Below are 16061 nucleotides of genomic sequence, written 5' to 3' on the forward strand. Positions count from 1 at the left end.
AGACAACGACCCGTCGTCCAGTCCATGGTCCTATCCGGCGCCGTGCGAGGCGTCTGCCTCGTCCTCGGGCACCGCGATCACGAACGTCCCCTTCGCGGGGACGGTGTCGACCACGCCCCGTTCCCTGAGTTCCCGGATGGCGCGGCGCAGGGTGTTGATGCCGACGCCGTACTGGGTTGCGAGATCGGGCTCCGACGCCAGGCGGGCGCCCACGGGGAGCCGCCCTGAGCGGATCTGGCTCGAGATGCGGTCCGCGATCTGCACATACACGTAGATCCGGGAGGCCGGATCGGGGCGCCACTCCTGGTCCTCAGACATGGGAGCAGATTAGGCAGACAGAAGCGCCCGGTGGACAAGCTCGGCCATGTCCACCTGCTTCCGTCAGGCACCCGGAATCCATCGAGCAGGGCACCGCCCCACCCCACCGGAACTCACCCCCCATCCCCCTGACCCCGACTGCCCCTCCACCGCTCCCCCTACGGCCTCGACCACCCCTCGACGGCGCCGCCACCCGCCTCGTACGCCCTTACCTCGTGCCGCTTCGGGAAGAGGTGGCCGTCTGATGGAGCAGCCGCCCCGCGTCCTCCCGGAGTCGGACGTCCGCCTGTTGCCGTGGACCTCCCCGGAGGGCAAACCCTCCTATCTCCTCCCCGGCACCGGAGACGGGTACCTCTCCCGGCTGGCCGACTCCGCCGAAGCGCGGCAGCTCGCCGTCGGCGCCGACGTGCTCGCCGTCACCCGGCAGGTCCTCGACGACCCCCTGTCCCCGCACGCCGAGTTGCGACACGCCGGGCTTCGGCTCGCCGAGTGTCTGGGTGCCGCGCTGCGGGTCGCCGAGTCGCGCGGGCTGCGGCTCGCGGGGGAGGAGTCACGCCGCGGCGGCGCCCAGACATGCGAACGGGGCCGAGACCCACCTGCGGGTCCCGGCCCCGTGGTCGTCCTACTCGGCCCGCTTCTCCTCCTCCGGGATCACATCCGGCGGCGGCGGAGCCGTGGGCCGCAGCTTCAGCCAGATGAGGAAGAACAGGCCCAGGGCCAGCATGCCCAGGCCGGTCCAGAGGTTGATGTTGACGCCCTGGGCCTTGTCGATCGCGGCGGCGTCGTCGGTGAGGCCGGCGATGGTGACGATGACGCCGTAGATCACGAAGAGGCCGCCGATGATGCGGCGGATGTCGAAGAGGCGGGCCGCGGTCGCGGACTTGCCCTCCAGTTCCGTGACCTCGCGCAGGACGTCCTGCTCGCTGTACCCGTGCTCGGGGTGTTCGGACATGATGTGTCGGGCCTCCGGTCAGAACGAGAACGGGATGTAGCAGGCGGCGGCCAGGATGACCGCGCCCCAGCCCAGGAGGGCCGGCTTGCGGTACCAGGCCTCGTCGCCGGGGGCGGGCGGCTCGGACATGCCGGGGGAGACGGTGCCGTAGACCAGGCCCTGCAGTTCCGCGGCCGGCTTGGGCTTGGTGAACAGGGAGACCGCCACCATGACGACCGCGCCGGCCACGAAGCCGGCGATCGCGGAGACGAAGTTGGCGCCCTGGTCGGAGGGGATGTCGACGATGCCCTGCTTGTAGATCCAGAAGTAGTTCACCATCGCCGCGGTGGTGCCCGCGATCAGGCCCCAGAAGCCGGACTTCATCGACGCCCGCTTCCAGAACATGCCGATGATGAAGACGACGAACATCGGCACGTTGAAGAAGGAGAACAGCGTCTGGAGGTAGCTCATGATGTTGGAGAAGGACGAGGCCAGGAACGCCGTGCCGATGGAGGCCAGCACACCGATCGCGGTGATCAGGCGCCCGAACCGCACGTAGTACGCGTCCTCGCGGCCCCGCACCACGTACTTCGCCCAGATGTCCGTGGTGAAGACGGTGTTGAAGGACGACACGTTCGCCGCCATGCCGGCCATGAACGCCGCCAGCAGGCCCGTCACCGCGATGCCGAGCACGCCGTTCGGCAGCAGGGACTCCATCAGGTACGGGATCGCGTCGTTGTACTGGAGGTCGGAGCCGGCCGTGCCGATCCGCGGGACCAGCACCGCCGCGACCAGGCCCGGGATCATCACCAGGAAGACGATGAAGATCTTCGGGAAGGCGGCGATCAGCGGGGTGCGCTGGGCGGCGGAGAGGTTCTTCGCGGACAGGGCGCGCTGCACCTCGGCGAAGTTCGTCGTCCAGTAGCCGAAGGAGAGGACGAAGCCGAGGCCGAGGACGATCGTCAGCCAGTTGGCGCCCAGCGGGTTGGCCTCGCCGATGCCGGTGCCGCCCCAGGAGGTCATGAAGTCGCCGCCGCGCTGGGCCGTCAGCTTGTCGGAGAGCCCGTCCCAGCCGCCGACCGACTTCAGGCCGAGCACCGTGATCGGGATGAGCGCGGCGAGGATCACGAAGAACTGGAGCACCTCGTTGTAGATCGCCGAGGACAGGCCGCCCAGGGTGATGTAGGCGAGGACGAAGAAGCCGGCGACCACGATCGCCACCCACTCCGGCCAGCCCAGCAGCGCCTCGACGACGATGGCGAGGGCGTAGAGGTTGACGCCGGCGATCAGGATGGCGGCGAAGGCGAACAGGATCGAGCTGAGCAGGTGCGCCGCCTTGTCGAAGCGCAGCAGCAGGAACTCGGGGACCGAGCGCACCTTCGAGCCGTAGTAGAAGGGCATCATCACCAGGCCGAGGAAGACCATGGCCGGGATGGCGCCGATCCAGTACCAGTGCGTGGTGTAGACGCCGTACTGCGCGCTGTTGGCCGCCATGCCGAGGATCTCGGTGGCGCCGAGGTTGGCGGCGATGAACGCCAGACCGGTGACCCAGGCGGGCAGGGAGCGGCCGGAGAGGAAGAAGTCGAGGCTGGTCTTCACCGACCGCTTGGCGGCGAAACCGATGCCGAGGACGACGACGAAGTAGATCCCGAGGATCGTGTAGTCGAGCCAGTTCGTGGGGAGTCGTAGCTCGGCCGCCAGCTGTGAGGCGGCGTGTGTGGGGGTTTGCATAAGTACTCGCTTCGTTGCGCGAACTGATCCGTGGCGGAACCTACGCCTCTGCCTTCAGTAATTGAACACTTCTGGTGATGCTCTTTGTTTGATTGTGATGTTGACGGTCGTGGTGAGTTGTGTTTCGATGTGTTTGGTTCTGTTTGATGGGTGGGCTTAGTGATGGGGTGGCCCGAATGAGGAGTCCGCGGTGAAGAAGACCTCGACCCGGCTGGCGGACGGTCGTGAGCTGATCTACTACGACCTGCGCGACGACGCCGTGCGCGAAGCGGTCGACCGCCGTCCGCTGGACCGGACCGTGACGACCTCCGAGATCCGCCACGACGAGCTGCTCGGCGACTCCGTCGCCATCGCCTCGCACCGGCAGGGCCGCACCTACCACCCGCCGGCCGACGAGTGCCCGCTGTGCCCGTCCGAGGGCGACCGGCTGAGCGAGATCCCCGACGCGTCGTACGACGTCGTGGTCTTCGAGAACCGTTTCCCCTCGCTGGCCGGCGACTCCGGCCGCTGCGAGGTCGTCTGCTTCACCTCCGACCACACCTCGTCCTTCGCCGACCTGAGCGAGGAGCAGGCGCGGCTGGTCCTGGACGCCTGGACCGACCGGACGTCGGAGCTCTCCCATCTGCCCTCCGTGGAACAGGTGTTCTGCTTCGAGAACCGGGGTGCCGAGATCGGGGTCACCCTCCAGCACCCGCACGGGCAGATCTACGCCTACCCGTTCACCACCCCGCGCACCGCCCTGATGCTGCGTTCGCTCGCCGCCCACAAGGACGCCACCGGCGGTGAGAACCTGTTCGACGCCGTCCTTCAGCGGGAACTGGCCGGCGAGCGGGTCGTCCTTGAGGGTGAACACTGGGCGGCCTTCGTCCCGTACGCCGCCCACTGGCCGTACGAGGTCCACCTGTACCCCAAGCGCCGCGTGCCCGATCTGCTGGCGCTCGGCGAGGAGGCGCGCTCAGAGTTCCCCCAGGTTTATCTGGAACTCTTGAGGCGCTTCGACCGGATCTTCGGCGAGGGTGAGCCGCCGACGCCGTACATCGCCGCCTGGCACCAGGCGCCGTTCGGCCAACTGGAGGAGTTCGAGGGCGTCACACGCGACGACTTCGCGCTCCACCTGGAGCTTTTCACCATCCGACGGACTTCCGGCAAGCTGAAGTACCTCGCGGGTTCCGAGTCCGGCATGAGCGTGTTCATCAACGACGTGCCGCCGGAGCGCGCGGCCGAGCGACTGCGAGAGGTAGCGAGTTGATGAGCGGTAGGTACCTGGTCACGGGAGGCGCGGGATACGTCGGCAGCGTGGTCGCCCGGCATCTGCTGGAGGCCGGCGCCGAGGTCACCGTCCTGGACAACCTCTCCACCGGCTTCCGCGAGGGCGTCCCCGCCGGGGCCGCCTTCATCGAGGGCGACATCCGCGACGCCGCCAAGTGGCTCGACGCCTCCTACGACGCCGTGCTGCACTTCGCCGCCTTCTCCCAGGTCGGCGAGTCGGTGGTCAAGCCGGAGAAGTACTGGGACAACAACGTCGGCGGCACCATGGCGCTGCTCGCCGCGATGCGCGAGGCCGGCGTGCGCAAGCTCGTCTTCTCCTCCACCGCCGCCACCTACGGCGAGCCCGTCAGCACGCCCATCACCGAGACCGACCCGACCGCCCCCACCTCCCCCTACGGCGCCTCCAAGCTCGCCGTCGACCACATGATCACCGGTGAGGCCAGGGCCCACGGCCTCGGAGCGGTCTCGCTGCGCTACTTCAACGTGGCCGGCGCCTACGGCACCTGCGGCGAGCGCCACGACCCCGAGTCCCACCTCATCCCGCTGGTCCTCCAGGTCGCCCAGGGCCGCCGCGACGCCATCTCCGTCTACGGCGACGACTACCCCACCCCGGACGGCACCTGCATCCGCGACTACATCCACGTCGCGGACCTCGCCGAGGCCCACCTGCTGGCCCTGAAGGCCGCCGCGCCCGGCGAGCACCTGATCTGCAACCTCGGCAACGGCAACGGCTTCTCCGTCCGCGAGGTCATCGAGACCGCCCGCCGGGTCACCGGCCACCCCATCCCCGAGGTGACCGCCCCGCGCCGCGGCGGCGACCCCGCGGTCCTGGTGGCCTCCGCCGCCACCGCCCGCGAGAAGCTGGGCTGGAACCCGACCCGCGCGGACCTCGCGGGCATCGTCGCGGACGCGTGGGAGTTCGCGCAGTACATCGCAAGGGAGCAGTGAGCGTGGGCGCACAGCAGGTGCGGGACGACTTCGTCCGGCTGTACGGGGCCGAACCCGAGGGCGTCTGGGCGGCGCCGGGCCGCGTCAATCTCATCGGTGAGCACACCGACTACAACGACGGCTTCGTGATGCCCTTCGCGCTGCCCCACACCGCCGTCGCCGCCGTCGCCCGGCGCACCGACGGCCTGCTGCGGCTGCACTCCGCCGACGTCGAGGGCGGCGTCACACAGCTGCGCCTGGACGACCTCGCACCGGAGACGGACAAGGGCTGGACCGCCTACCCCGCGGGCGTCGTCTGGGTGCTGCGCGAGGCCGGGCACCCGGTGACCGGCGCCGACATCCACCTCGCCTCCACCGTCCCCGCGGGCGCCGGCCTGTCCTCGTCGGCCGCCCTGGAGGTCGTCGTCGCCCTCGCCCTGAACGACCTGTACGAGCTGGGCCTGAAGGGCTGGCAGCTGGCCCGCCTGTGCCAGCGCGCCGAGAACGTCTACGTCGGCGCCCCCGTCGGCATCATGGACCAGACCGCCTCCGCCTGCTGCACCGACGGCCACGCCCTCTTCCTCGACACCCGCGACCTGTCGCAGAAGCAGATCCCCTTCGACCTCGCCGCCGAGGGCATGCGCCTGCTGGTGGTCGACACCCGGGTCAAGCACGAGCACTCCACCGGCGAGTACGGCAAGCGCCGCGCCGGCTGCGAGAAGGGCGCCGCGCTGCTCGGCGTGGACGCCCTGCGCGACATCCCGTACGCGGAACTCGACGCGGCGCTGGAACGGCTCGGCGACGACGAGGAGGTGCGCCGCCTGGTCCGGCACGTGGTGACCGAGGACGAGCGGGTCGAGCGGGTCGTCGCCCTGCTGGAGTCCGGCGACACCCGGGCGATCGGCCCGGTCCTCACCGAGGGCCACGCCTCGCTGCGCGACGACTTCCGCATCTCCTGCCCGGAACTGGACCTGGTCGTGGACACCGCGCTCGCGGCGGGCGCGCTGGGCGCCCGGATGACCGGCGGCGGCTTCGGCGGCTCGGCGATCGTCCTCACCGAGGCGGCCGACGTCGACACGGTCACCAAGGCCGTCGAGGAGGCCTTCGCCGCGGCCGGCTTCACCGCGCCGCGGGTCTTCGAGGCGGTGCCGTCAGCAGGGGCGCGGCGGATCGGCTAGCCCGCCCGGAGCGGGTTTCTCTCGAACCGGTTCGTCAAGAACCTCTTCACCAGGGTGTACTCGGTGATCCCCGGCGGATAGTCGGGGATCACGCACACCACCTCGTATCCCCGCTTCTCGTAGAAGCCGGGCGCCTGGAAGTCCCAGGTCTCCAACCGCGCGGCCCCGCAGCCGCGTTCGTCGCGGGCGACGCGCTCCGCCTCGGCCAGCAGCCGGCCGCCCAGACCGGCGCCCCGGTGCGGCGCGTCGACCCACAGGCACGTCACGTGCAGCCAGGTCGCCCAGGTGTGGCCGACCAGCCCGCCGGCCAGTTCCCCCGTCTCGTCCGACGCCCAGACGTGCAACGGCACTTCGCGCGCCCCCCGCGTGCCTCTCAGCGCCGCCAGCACCGGCGAGGCCGCGGTGTTGGTGTCGCGCAGCCGCGAACGGAGAAGATCGCGCCGGGCCTTGTCGACTTCTGTCTCCAGACGAAACATGCGGCTCACCATAAACGCGGCAGACTGCCAGTTCTGCAAATAACCTTCCGCCGCGGCCCCCCGCCCGTACTCTGAGGAACCGGCACCGGTGGGGGCCGGTGCTGTTTCAGGGGGCGAGACAAAGTCGGGTACGGCGCTCGCGGCGGGGGTAGCAGTCTTGGCACGGCGGCGGCCGTGCGGTCGTGGTTGCCACACCGCCCGGGCGCCGTACCCGCGCCGGTTCTTCGTGTTCCGGGCCTGTCCGGACCAGTGGGGGTATCAGTGGTTCGCATCCGAGTCCTGGTCGTCGACGACCACCGCATCTTCGCCGAGTCGCTGGCGGCCGCCCTGGCCGCCGAGCCCGACGTCGACGTGTCCGCGGCGGGCAGCGGCCCGGCCGCGCTGCGCAGCCTGGAACGCGCGGCGGCCGAGGGCCGGCGGTTCGACGTCCTGCTCGTGGACGCCGACCTCGGCGGGGGCCTGGCCGCGCCGCTGCCCCGGCCCGCGGTGGCCGCCGTACCCGCGCCGCGGGAGAGCGGCGAGGACGGCGCCGTCGACGGGATCTCCCTGGTCACCAGCGTGCGCTCGGCACACCCCGGAGTGCGGATCGTGGTCCTCGCGGAGAAGGACGACCCGCGCCGGGCGGCCCTCGCGCTCCAGGCGGGCGCCTCCGGGTGGGTCGCGAAGGACTGCTCCCTGTCCCGGCTGCTCACCGTGATCCGCGGGGTGCTGCGGGACGAGACGCATCTGCCGCCCGCGCTGCTCACCGGCGTGCTGCGCGAGCTGACCGCCGCGCGCCGGCACCGCACCGAGAGCGAGCGGCTGGTGGAGTCGCTGACCCCGCGCGAGCGGGAGGTGCTGCGCTGCATGGTGGCGGGGCTCGGCCGCAAGGCGGTGGCCGAGCGGCTGTTCCTCAGCCCGCACACGGTGCGTACGCACATGCAGAACGTGCTGGGCAAGCTGGGGGTGCACTCCACGCTCGCCGCCGTCGCGCTCGCCCGGCGGGCCGGGGTGGGGCCGGCCGACCTAACCGGGGATGTTGTCGAACGGGGCGGTCAGCTGGCGTAGCAGGGCGGCCAGTTCCCCGCGCTGGGCGCGGGACAGCTCGGCGAGGATGGCGCGCTCCTGGTCCAGCAGCCCGGCCAGCGCCTGGTCGGCGCGGTCGCGGCCCTCGTCGGTGAGGCGGACCAGCACCCCGCGCCGGTCGCTGGGGTCGGGCAGCCGCTCCACCAGGCCCTTCTTGGCGAGCCGGTCGATCCGGTTGGTCATCGTCCCGGACGTCACCAGGGTCTGCGTCAGCAGCTGACCGGGGGAGAGCTGGTAGGGCGTGCCCGCGCGCCGCAGCGCGGTCAGCACGTCGAACTCCCAGGGCTCCAGGCTGTGCTCGGAGAAGGCCAGCCGGCGGGCGCGGTCCAGATGCCGGGCGAGCCTGCTCACCCGGCTGAGCACCTCGAGTGGTTCCACGTCGAGGTCCGGGCGCTCCCGGCGCCACGCCGCGACCAGCCGATCGACCTCGTCCTCCATGGCGATCAGTGTAGTGGTTGTGTCGACGTGAAGTCTCTTGACGTCAAGAGACCTTGCTTGTCACGCTGCCGTCATGGCTGATCCGACCTGGGACCCCGCGCAGTACCTGCGTCACGCCGGCCCCCGTGCCCGCCCCTTCGCCGACCTCCTGGCCCGCGTCCCGGACCTCCCCGCCGGCCCGCCCCGCATCGCCGACCTCGGCTGCGGCCCCGGCACCCTCACGGAGCTCCTCGCACAGCGCTGGCCCACCGCCCGCGTCACGGGCTACGACAACTCGCCCGAGATGCTCGCCCGGGCCTCCGGCGGGCCCACCCCGGGCGGCGGCAGCCTGGAGTTCCGCGCGGCCGACGTCCGCACCTGGACGCCCGCCGAACCGCACCACCTGATCCTCAGCAACGCCACCCTCCAGTGGATCCCCGGTCACGCCGACCGCTTCCCCGACTGGATCGCCGCCCTCACCCCCGGCGGCACCCTCGCCTTCCAGGTCCCCGGCAACTTCGACGCCCTCAGCCACCGACTGCTGCGGGAGCTGGCCCACCGCCACGGCCTCGCCGGGGTCCTACGGCACGAGAACGCCGTCCTCACGCCGGTGGACTACCTGAGCCGCCTGACGGACCTCGGCTGTGAGACCGACGTCTGGGAGACGACGTACGTCCATCTCCTGGAGGGCGAGGACCCGGTCCTGGACTGGGTGAAGGGCACGTCCCTGCGCCCGGTGCTGACGGCCCTCGCCGACGATCCCGAGGCCCGGGAGGATTTCGTACGCGCCTACCGCGACGCCCTGCGCGAGGCGTACCCGCCGACCCGGCACGGGACGCCGTTCCCGTTCCGCCGGGTGTTCGCGGTGGCACGGCGTGGCAGGTGAGCCCTCATCGGAGTCTGCGACCCAGGTGGGTGGCCAGGATGTGGATCGTGCCGTCGTCGATGACGTACAGGACTCGGTAGTCGCCGACACGGAGGCGCCGGATATCGGGGCCGTAGGCGACGGAGGTGGCGGGGCGGGGGTGCTCGGCGAGTCCGTCGACGGCTTCGTAAACGGCGGCGAGCCCTGACGGGTCGTCTTTGAGGAACCGCACGGCCGCGTTCTTGGCCTCCGGCTCCCAGATGATGCGGTAGGTCACGGGCGCAGCCCCAGGATGCGCCCGACTTCCTCGTGCGGGATGCCTTCGCCATCTTGCCCTCGGCCTTGCGTCGCTCATAGTCGGCGACCGCCAGGGCGTCCTCAAGATCCTCTATCACCTGAGGAGACACAAGCAGTGCGGCCACGTGGCCATGGTCGGTGACGGCGATGGTCTCGCGGCTGTGGGCCGCGCGGCGGACCAGATCGCCGAGCTGGGAACGGGCAGCGCTGATCGGGATCTCAGTCATGCCCAAGGTGCCACAAGTGTCACCTTGTGGTCACTTCGTTCAGCTCTTGCGGTGCCCGATCAACCGCGGCTTCGGCTCCAGGCCGTCCAGGCCGTGCCAGGCGAGGTTCACCAGGTGGGCCGCGACCTCCGCCTTCTTCGGGCGGCGCACCTCCAGCCACCACTGGCCGGTCAGGGCGACCATCCCGACCAGCGCCTGGGCGTACAGCGGCGCCAGCTTCGGATCGAAGCCGCGGCTCTTGAACTCCTTGCCGAGGATGTCCTCCACCTGCGTGGCGATGTCCGAGATCAGCGAGGCGAAGGAGCCCGTCGACTGGGGGATGGGGGAGTCGCGGACGAGGATCCGGAAGCCGTCCGTGTACTCCTCGATGTAGTCCAGCAACGCGAACGCCGCCTGCTCCAGCAGTTCGCGGGGGTGCCCGGCGGTCAGCGAGCCGGTCACCATGTCCAGCAGGCGCCGCATCTCGCGGTCCACGACGACCGCGTACAGCCCCTCCTTGCCGCCGAAGTGCTCGTACACCACCGGCTTCGAGACCCCCGCCTTCGCGGCGATCTCCTCCACCGACGTGCCCTCGAACCCCTTCGCGGCGAAGAGGGTGCGACCGATCTCCAGCAGCTGCTGGCGCCGCTCCGCACCGGTCATTCGGGTACGGCGCACGCGCCGCGGCTTGTCACTGTTCGGGGTACTGCTGGAGTCGGTCGCCACGGCGTCAATCATGCCGCCTTGGCGGCCTCCTTCCGGCGCCGGGAACCGTCTTCCCCGGCGTTGCGGCGGGAATCGATACGCGAGCGTGACGGCCAGCGCACGTCATACGCCCAGCCGAGCTGCTCGAACCAGCGGATCAGCCGGGCCGAGGAGTCCAGCTGGCCGCGCATCACACCGTGGCGCGCCGACGTGGGGTCCGCGTGGTGCAGGTTGTGCCAGGACTCCCCGCACGACAGGATCGCCAGCCACCACACGTTGCCCGAGCGGTCGCGCGACTTGAACGGGCGCTTGCCCACCGCGTGGCAGATCGAGTTGATCGACCACGTCACGTGGTGCAGCAGCGCCACCCGCACGAGCGAGCCCCAGAAGAACGCGGTGAACGCGCCCCACCAGGACATCGTCACCAGGCCGCCGATCAGCGCGGGCAGGCCCAGCGACACGATCGTCCACAGCACGAACTGGCGGGAGATCGCGCGCAACGTCCTGTCCTTGATCAGATCCGGCGCGTACTTGTCCTGCGGCGTCTGCTCTTCGTCGAACATCCATCCGATGTGCGCCCACCACAGGCCCTTGATCAGCGCGGGAACGGTCTCGCCGTACCGCCACGGGGAGTGCGGGTCACCCTCCGCGTCGGAGAACTTGTGGTGCTTGCGGTGGTCGGCGACCCAGCGGACGAGCGGACCCTCCACCGCCATCGAGCCGGCGATGGCCAGCGCGATCTTCAGCGGGCGCTTGGCCTTGAACGAACCGTGGGTGAAGTGGCGGTGGAAGCCGATCGTGATGCCGTGGCAGCCGAGGAAGTAGAAGAAGACCAGCAGACCGAGATCCAGCCAGCTCACGCCCCAGCCCCAGGCCAGCGGCACGGCCGCGACCAGGGCGAGGAACGGGACGATGATGAAGAGCAGCAGCGTGATCTGTTCGACGGACCGCTTCTTCTCACCGCCCAGCGTGGCGGACGGCGCCGCGGCGGCGGCGGAGTCGGCGGTCGACTGCGAGGCGTTGTCGATCACATCGGAGCTTGGGGTCATGGGCGTCCCCTATGGGGTCGAGGGTCAAGAAGGATTCCGCGGCGCGGAACCGGGACAGTTCCCTACGGTTCCGTAACCTACGGTGTCGTAAGTATGGCAGTGGCTCGCCCGGCGGCAAGAGCCCGAAAGCCTGCGCGTCAACGTGGACACCTATCCTTGATGTCGGTCGGACAGCGCGGTCCGCTCTGTTACTTCCCGGATGTCCGGCCCGTATGCGGCAAGCCGCCGTACGAGACGCCGTCCGGGTTCCCCTCCCAGACGAGCTTCAACACTGCAAGGAGCCGCACCTGTGAGCAGTGCCGACGACCAGACCACGACGAACAGCAGCGCGCTGCGCGCCGACATCCGCCGGCTGGGTGATCTCCTCGGTGAGACCCTGGTGCGGCAGGAGGGCCCCGAGCTGCTGGAGCTCGTCGAAAAGGTCCGCCGCCTCACCCGCGAGGACGGCGAGGCCGCCGCCGAGCTGCTGCGAGGCACCGAGCTGGAGACCGCGGCCAAGCTGGTCCGCGCCTTCTCCACCTACTTCCACCTCGCCAACGTCACCGAGCAGGTGCACCGCGGCCGCGAACTGCGCGCCAGGCGCGCCGCCGAGGGCGGCCTGCTGGCCCGCACGGCCGACCGGCTCAAGGACGCCGATCCCGAACACCTGCGCGAGACGGTGCGCAACCTCAACGTCCGCCCCGTCTTCACCGCCCACCCCACCGAGGCCGCGCGCCGCTCGGTGCTCAACAAGCTGCGGCGCATCGCCGCCCTCCTCGACACCCCCGTCCTCGACTCCGACCGGCGCCGCCACGACGTCCGCCTCGCCGAGAACATCGACCTCGTGTGGCAGACCGACGAACTGCGCGTCGTCCGCCCCGAACCGGCCGACGAGGCCCGCAACGCCATCTACTACCTGGACGAACTGCACGCCAACGCCGTCGGCGACGTCCTGGAAGACCTCACCGCCGAACTGGAACGCGTCGGCGTCAAGCTCCCCGACGACACCCGCCCGCTCACCTTCGGCACCTGGATCGGCGGCGACCGCGACGGCAACCCCAACGTCACCCCCCAGGTGACCTGGGACATCCTCATCCTCCAGCACGAGCACGGCATCAACGACGCGCTGGAGACGATCGACGAGCTGCGCGGCTTCCTGTCGAACTCCATCCGCTACAGCGGCGCCACCCCCGAGCTGCTGGCATCCCTGAAGGCCGACCTCGACAACCTGCCCGAGATCAGCCCCCGCTACAAGCGCCTCAACGCCGAGGAGCCCTACCGGCTCAAGGCCACCTGCATCCGGCAGAAGCTGGAGAACACCAAGCTCCGCCTCGCCAAGGGCACCCCGCACGAGCCCGGCCGCGACTACCTCGGCACCTCCGAGCTGCTGGCCGACCTCACCCTCATCCAGACCTCGCTGCGCGAGCACCGCGGCGGCCTGTTCGCCGAGGGCCGGATGAACCGCACCATCCGCACCCTGGCCGCCTTCGGCCTCCAGCTCGCCACCATGGACGTCCGCGAACACGCCGACGCCCACCACCACGCCCTCGGCCAGCTCTTCGACCGGCTCGGCGAGGAGTCCTGGCGGTACGCGGACATGCCCCGCGACTACCGCACCAAGCTGCTCGCCAAGGAACTCCGCTCGCGGCGCCCCCTCGCCCCCAGCCCGGCGCCCGTCGACGAGGCCGGAGCCAAGACCCTCGGCGTCTTCCAGACCGTCAAGCGGGCCCTGGAGGTCTTCGGACCCGAGGTCATCGAGTCGTACATCATCTCCATGTGCCAGGGCGCCGACGACGTGTTCGCCGCCGCCGTCCTCGCCCGCGAGGCCGGCCTCATCGACCTGCACGCCGGCTGGGCCAAGATCGGCATCGTGCCGCTCCTGGAGACCACCGACGAGCTGAAGGCCGCCGACACCATCCTCGAGGACATGCTCTCCGACCCGTCCTACCGGCGCCTCGTCGCGCTCCGGGGCGACGTCCAGGAGGTCATGCTCGGCTACTCCGACTCCTCCAAGTTCGGCGGCATCACCACCAGCCAGTGGGAGATCCACCGCGCCCAGCGCCGGCTGCGCGACGTCGCCCACCGCTACGGCGTGCGCCTGCGCCTCTTCCACGGCCGCGGCGGCACCGTCGGCCGCGGCGGCGGCCCCACCCACGACGCGATCCTCGCCCAGCCCTGGGGCACCCTCGAAGGCGAGATCAAGGTCACCGAGCAGGGCGAGGTCATCTCCGACAAGTACCTCATCCCGTCCCTGGCCCGCGAGAACCTGGAACTGACGGTCGCCGCCACCCTCCAGGCGTCCGCCCTGCACACCGCGCCCCGCCAGTCCACCGAGGCCCTCGCCCGCTGGGACGCCGCCATGGACGTCGTCTCCGACGCCGCCCACTCCGCCTACCGGCGCCTGGTCGAGGACCCCGACCTGCCGGCCTACTTCCTCGCCTCGACGCCGGTGGACCAGCTCGCCGACCTGCACCTGGGCTCCCGGCCCTCCCGCCGCCCCGGCTCCGGCGTCTCGCTCGACGGCCTGCGCGCCATCCCCTGGGTGTTCGGCTGGACCCAGTCCCGGCAGATCGTCCCCGGCTGGTTCGGCGTCGGCTCCGGCCTGAAGGCGCTGCGCGAGGCCGGTCTCGACACCGTGCTCGACGAGATGTACGGCCAGTGGCACTTCTTCCGGAACTTCATCTCCAACGTCGAGATGACCCTCGCGAAGACCGACCTGCGCATCGCCCGCCACTACGTCGACACCCTCGTCCCCGACGAGCTCAAGCACGTCTTCGACACCATCGAGGCCGAACACGAGCTGACCGTCCGCGAGGTCCTGCGCGTCACCGGCGAACAGGAACTCCTCGACGCCCAGCCGGTGCTCAAGCAGACCTTCGCCATCCGCGACGCCTACCTGGACCCGATCTCCTACCTCCAGGTCGCCCTGCTCAAGCGGCAGCGCGACGCGGCCGCCGCCGGCGAGGAAGTCGACCCGCTGCTGTCGCGGGCGCTGCTGCTCACCGTCAACGGTGTCGCGGCGGGCCTGCGCAACACCGGCTGACCCCGCCCCGCGCACACGACGGCGCCCCCACGCTCACCGAGCGTGGGGGCGCCGCTTTCGTGCCGTACCGGGTCAGCCCTGCTGGGCCTTGCGGCGGCGGACCACCAGGAAGCCGCCCGCGGCCACCAGCGCCGCGGCCACGCCCGCCAGCAGGCCCACGGGGGCGCTGCTGCCGGTCTCGGCCAGGTCACCCTCGGTGCCGCCCTGCGGGGACGAGGACGCGGCCGGGGTGGCCGCACCGCTCTCCGAGGCGCCCGGGGTCGCGCCCTCGGACGGGCTGCCCGACGGGGCGTCCGACGGCGAGCCCGACGGCGAGCCCGACGGGCCCTCGGAGGCGCCCTCGGACACGCTCGGGGACGCGCCCGGCGTCTCGGACGCACCGGTCGACTCCGACGGCGAGGCGGACGGCGTCGTACCCGGCTGGCCGCCCTCGTCCTCCTCGCAGTCCGTCCAGAACACCTTGTGCTTCGGGGCGCCGTGCTTGCCCTCGAAGGTCCAGAACAGCTTGTAGTGGCCGTCGGGGAGGGTCATGTCCGCCGTGCGCTCGTGGCCGTCGGCGTCCAGGGTCAGCGAGCCGGACTTCACCGTCTCGCCCTTGACGTCGGCGGTCGGCGCCCAGGCCTCGATGTGCCAGTCGACCTTCTGGCCCGCGTCGAAACCGAACGCGTCCAGGTAGAAGGTGCAGACGTGCGGCTCGTTCTTGCGCAGCTCCTCGCCGGTGGCCGCGTCATGGATCTTGACGGTGCCGTTGTCTCCCGGAGGGGTGGCGTGGGCGGCGGGGGACAGGAGCAGCGTGGCCGCGGCGACGGCGCACACGGCGCCGGCGCGAGAGAGGGTTCGCATGAAGCAGTAGTCCATCTTCGTGTGACGAACGGGGAAGATGTGGAGGGGGCGGCTCAGCTTGCATCCCACCCCGGTGACGGATCAAGCACGAACAGGCAACGATCCAACTCTCCACGGGCAGGACAACGGTGAAACCCGGTCAGACGTATCGGCCCATCCCCAAAACCGACCGTCACACCACCACGGGAACGCCCGTCACACCACCCGCGCAAACCGCCCGTCACACCACCACGACCACCACCGGCGGTCACACCACCACGAACGCCGCCGTGATCAGCGCGAACCCCGCCCCCGCCAGCACCCACGCCGCCCGCACCCGCCGCAGACCCCCCGCGACCACCACCGACGCGAGCAGCAGCGCGCCCCCCATCGGCACCCAGGCGTACAGAATCCCCGCCGGACCCGAGCGCACCGCCTCACCGCCGTCCGGCTTCAGCACCACCGCGTACGTCCGCCCCTCGCGCACCGCGGCCGAACGCTCCAGCACCACCCGCTCGCGAGGCTGCGAGCCCGGCGACAACGGCCGGTACGGACCGGCGCAGACGTCCTCGCCGCACCGCCCGACCTCGACGGTGCCGCTCTCCCGCCCCTTGGTGAGCATGACGTACTGCGCGGACCCCCACGAGGCCCACACACCGGCGACGAGGATCAGCGCCGTCACCGCGCCCATCGCCGCGAACCGGCCGAAGCGCAGCACGGCGTCCGCACCCTGACGGGAGACGACCGCAGAAGGCATGGCCGCGATCCTTGGCCATGCCCGCA

The 16061-nt window shown here is 70.9% G+C and carries 16 protein-coding genes and 1 pseudogene; 6 read left to right on the forward strand and 11 right to left on the reverse strand.

Annotation, left to right across the window (positions count from 1 at the left end; translation table 11 throughout):
- Positions 1-30: 30 nt before the first annotated feature.
- The 3 genes from AB0K92_RS05815 to AB0K92_RS05825 all read right to left on the reverse strand — a co-directional run bounded on the left by AB0K92_RS05815 (position 31) and on the right by AB0K92_RS05825 (position 2980).
- Positions 31-318, reverse strand: a complete 288-nt coding sequence (locus tag AB0K92_RS05815; protein ID WP_365919755.1) for a winged helix-turn-helix domain-containing protein — start codon at positions 316-318, stop codon at positions 31-33.
- A 622-nt stretch (positions 319-940) separates the two neighbouring features.
- The gene (locus AB0K92_RS05820; protein WP_365919757.1) at positions 941-1270 is read right to left on the reverse strand and encodes a hypothetical protein; all 330 of its coding nucleotides are present in this window, start codon (positions 1268-1270) and stop codon (positions 941-943) included.
- An 18-nt stretch (positions 1271-1288) separates the two neighbouring features.
- Positions 1289-2980: a sodium:solute symporter family protein gene (locus tag AB0K92_RS05825; protein WP_365919759.1), complete on the reverse strand. Its 1692-nt coding sequence runs from the start codon at positions 2978-2980 to the stop codon at positions 1289-1291.
- Between the two features lie 190 nt (positions 2981-3170).
- Here AB0K92_RS05825 and galT point away from each other — a divergent pair, with 190 nt between their 5' ends.
- Genes galT through galK form a run of 3 tightly spaced genes read left to right on the forward strand, consistent with a single transcriptional unit; the run spans position 3171 to position 6354 of the window.
- Positions 3171-4229, forward strand: a complete 1059-nt coding sequence (galT, locus tag AB0K92_RS05830; protein WP_365919761.1) for a galactose-1-phosphate uridylyltransferase — start codon at positions 3171-3173, stop codon at positions 4227-4229.
- Positions 4229-5197 (forward strand): UDP-glucose 4-epimerase GalE, encoded by a 969-nt coding sequence (gene galE / locus AB0K92_RS05835; RefSeq protein ID WP_365919763.1) that lies wholly within the window; start codon positions 4229-4231, stop codon positions 5195-5197. Before galT ends, galE begins: the two co-directional genes overlap by 1 nt.
- A gap of 2 nt (positions 5198-5199) precedes the next feature.
- A complete protein-coding gene (gene galK / locus AB0K92_RS05840; RefSeq protein WP_365919765.1) occupies positions 5200-6354 on the forward strand; it encodes a galactokinase in 1155 nt (384 codons plus the stop codon).
- Here galK and AB0K92_RS05845 read toward each other — a convergent pair.
- Complete coding sequence (locus tag AB0K92_RS05845; protein WP_365919767.1) at positions 6351-6842, reverse strand: N-acetyltransferase; 492 nt, start codon at positions 6840-6842, stop codon at positions 6351-6353. The two genes, galK and AB0K92_RS05845, sit on opposite strands and share 4 nt — an antisense overlap.
- Positions 6843-7091: 249 nt before the next feature.
- Here AB0K92_RS05845 and AB0K92_RS05850 point away from each other — a divergent pair, with 249 nt between their 5' ends.
- Entirely contained in the window at positions 7092-7877 is a 786-nt protein-coding gene (locus AB0K92_RS05850; protein ID WP_165999574.1) for a response regulator transcription factor, read from the forward strand.
- Here AB0K92_RS05850 and tamR read toward each other — a convergent pair.
- Positions 7836-8333 (reverse strand): MarR family transcriptional regulator TamR, encoded by a 498-nt coding sequence (tamR, locus tag AB0K92_RS05855; protein WP_019753616.1) that lies wholly within the window; start codon positions 8331-8333, stop codon positions 7836-7838. The two genes, AB0K92_RS05850 and tamR, sit on opposite strands and share 42 nt — an antisense overlap.
- Positions 8334-8406: 73 nt before the next feature.
- On the opposite strand from tamR, the gene AB0K92_RS05860 reads away from it, so the two are divergent.
- Positions 8407-9198, forward strand: coding sequence for a trans-aconitate 2-methyltransferase (locus AB0K92_RS05860; RefSeq protein ID WP_365919770.1), 792 nt, complete (start codon positions 8407-8409; stop codon positions 9196-9198).
- Positions 9199-9202: 4 nt separating this feature from the next.
- Here the strand turns inward: AB0K92_RS05860 and AB0K92_RS05865 are convergent, their stop codons facing one another.
- The 4 genes and pseudogenes from AB0K92_RS05865 to AB0K92_RS05880 all read right to left on the reverse strand — a co-directional run bounded on the left by AB0K92_RS05865 (position 9203) and on the right by AB0K92_RS05880 (position 11434).
- Entirely contained in the window at positions 9203-9454 is a 252-nt protein-coding gene (locus AB0K92_RS05865; protein WP_365919772.1) for a type II toxin-antitoxin system RelE/ParE family toxin, read from the reverse strand.
- Positions 9451-9701: pseudogene (locus tag AB0K92_RS05870) on the reverse strand (type II toxin-antitoxin system Phd/YefM family antitoxin). Before AB0K92_RS05870 ends, AB0K92_RS05865 begins: the two are co-directional and overlap by 4 nt.
- Positions 9702-9740: 39 nt before the next feature.
- Positions 9741-10418 carry a TetR/AcrR family transcriptional regulator gene (locus tag AB0K92_RS05875; protein WP_365919774.1) on the reverse strand — a complete coding sequence of 226 codons (678 nt, stop codon included), beginning with the start codon at positions 10416-10418 and terminating at the stop codon, positions 9741-9743.
- Positions 10415-11434, reverse strand: a complete 1020-nt coding sequence (locus tag AB0K92_RS05880) for a fatty acid desaturase (RefSeq protein WP_365919776.1) — start codon at positions 11432-11434, stop codon at positions 10415-10417. The genes AB0K92_RS05875 and AB0K92_RS05880 overlap by 4 nt, the downstream gene beginning before the upstream one ends.
- Positions 11435-11723: 289 nt before the next feature.
- On the opposite strand from AB0K92_RS05880, the gene ppc reads away from it, so the two are divergent.
- A complete protein-coding gene (gene ppc, locus AB0K92_RS05885) occupies positions 11724-14456 on the forward strand; it encodes a phosphoenolpyruvate carboxylase (RefSeq protein ID WP_365919778.1) in 2733 nt (910 codons plus the stop codon).
- Positions 14457-14528: 72 nt separating this feature from the next.
- Here the strand turns inward: ppc and AB0K92_RS05890 are convergent, their stop codons facing one another.
- Positions 14529-15299, reverse strand: coding sequence for an LPXTG cell wall anchor domain-containing protein (locus AB0K92_RS05890; RefSeq protein ID WP_365919780.1), 771 nt, complete (start codon positions 15297-15299; stop codon positions 14529-14531).
- Between the two features lie 247 nt (positions 15300-15546).
- Positions 15547-16035: a hypothetical protein gene (locus tag AB0K92_RS05895; protein ID WP_365919782.1), complete on the reverse strand. Its 489-nt coding sequence runs from the start codon at positions 16033-16035 to the stop codon at positions 15547-15549.
- Between the last annotated feature and the right edge of the window lie 26 nt (positions 16036-16061).

The sequence above is a fragment of the Streptomyces sp. NPDC052687 genome (genome assembly GCF_040678395.1).
Taxonomy (GTDB): Bacteria; Actinomycetota; Actinomycetes; order Streptomycetales; family Streptomycetaceae; genus Streptomyces.

Excerpts from the sequence above, each read along its gene's own strand:
- AB0K92_RS05815 (WP_365919755.1), bottom strand. The coding sequence starts at position 318 with ATGTCTGAGGACCAGGAGTGGCGCCCCGATCCGGCCTCCCGGATCTAC.
- AB0K92_RS05820 (WP_365919757.1), bottom strand. The coding sequence starts at position 1,270 with ATGTCCGAACACCCCGAGCACGGGTACAGCGAGCAGGACGTCCTGCGC.
- AB0K92_RS05825 (WP_365919759.1), bottom strand. The coding sequence starts at position 2,980 with ATGCAAACCCCCACACACGCCGCCTCACAGCTGGCGGCCGAGCTACGA.
- galE (WP_365919763.1), top strand. The coding sequence starts at position 4,229 with ATGAGCGGTAGGTACCTGGTCACGGGAGGCGCGGGATACGTCGGCAGC.
- AB0K92_RS05845 (WP_365919767.1), bottom strand. The coding sequence starts at position 6,842 with ATGGTGAGCCGCATGTTTCGTCTGGAGACAGAAGTCGACAAGGCCCGG.
- tamR (WP_019753616.1), bottom strand. The coding sequence starts at position 8,333 with ATGGAGGACGAGGTCGATCGGCTGGTCGCGGCGTGGCGCCGGGAGCGC.
- AB0K92_RS05860 (WP_365919770.1), top strand. The coding sequence starts at position 8,407 with ATGGCTGATCCGACCTGGGACCCCGCGCAGTACCTGCGTCACGCCGGC.
- AB0K92_RS05875 (WP_365919774.1), bottom strand. The coding sequence starts at position 10,418 with ATGATTGACGCCGTGGCGACCGACTCCAGCAGTACCCCGAACAGTGAC.
- AB0K92_RS05880 (WP_365919776.1), bottom strand. The coding sequence starts at position 11,434 with ATGACCCCAAGCTCCGATGTGATCGACAACGCCTCGCAGTCGACCGCC.
- AB0K92_RS05890 (WP_365919780.1), bottom strand. The coding sequence starts at position 15,299 with ATGCGAACCCTCTCTCGCGCCGGCGCCGTGTGCGCCGTCGCCGCGGCC.
- AB0K92_RS05895 (WP_365919782.1), bottom strand. The coding sequence starts at position 16,035 with ATGCCTTCTGCGGTCGTCTCCCGTCAGGGTGCGGACGCCGTGCTGCGC.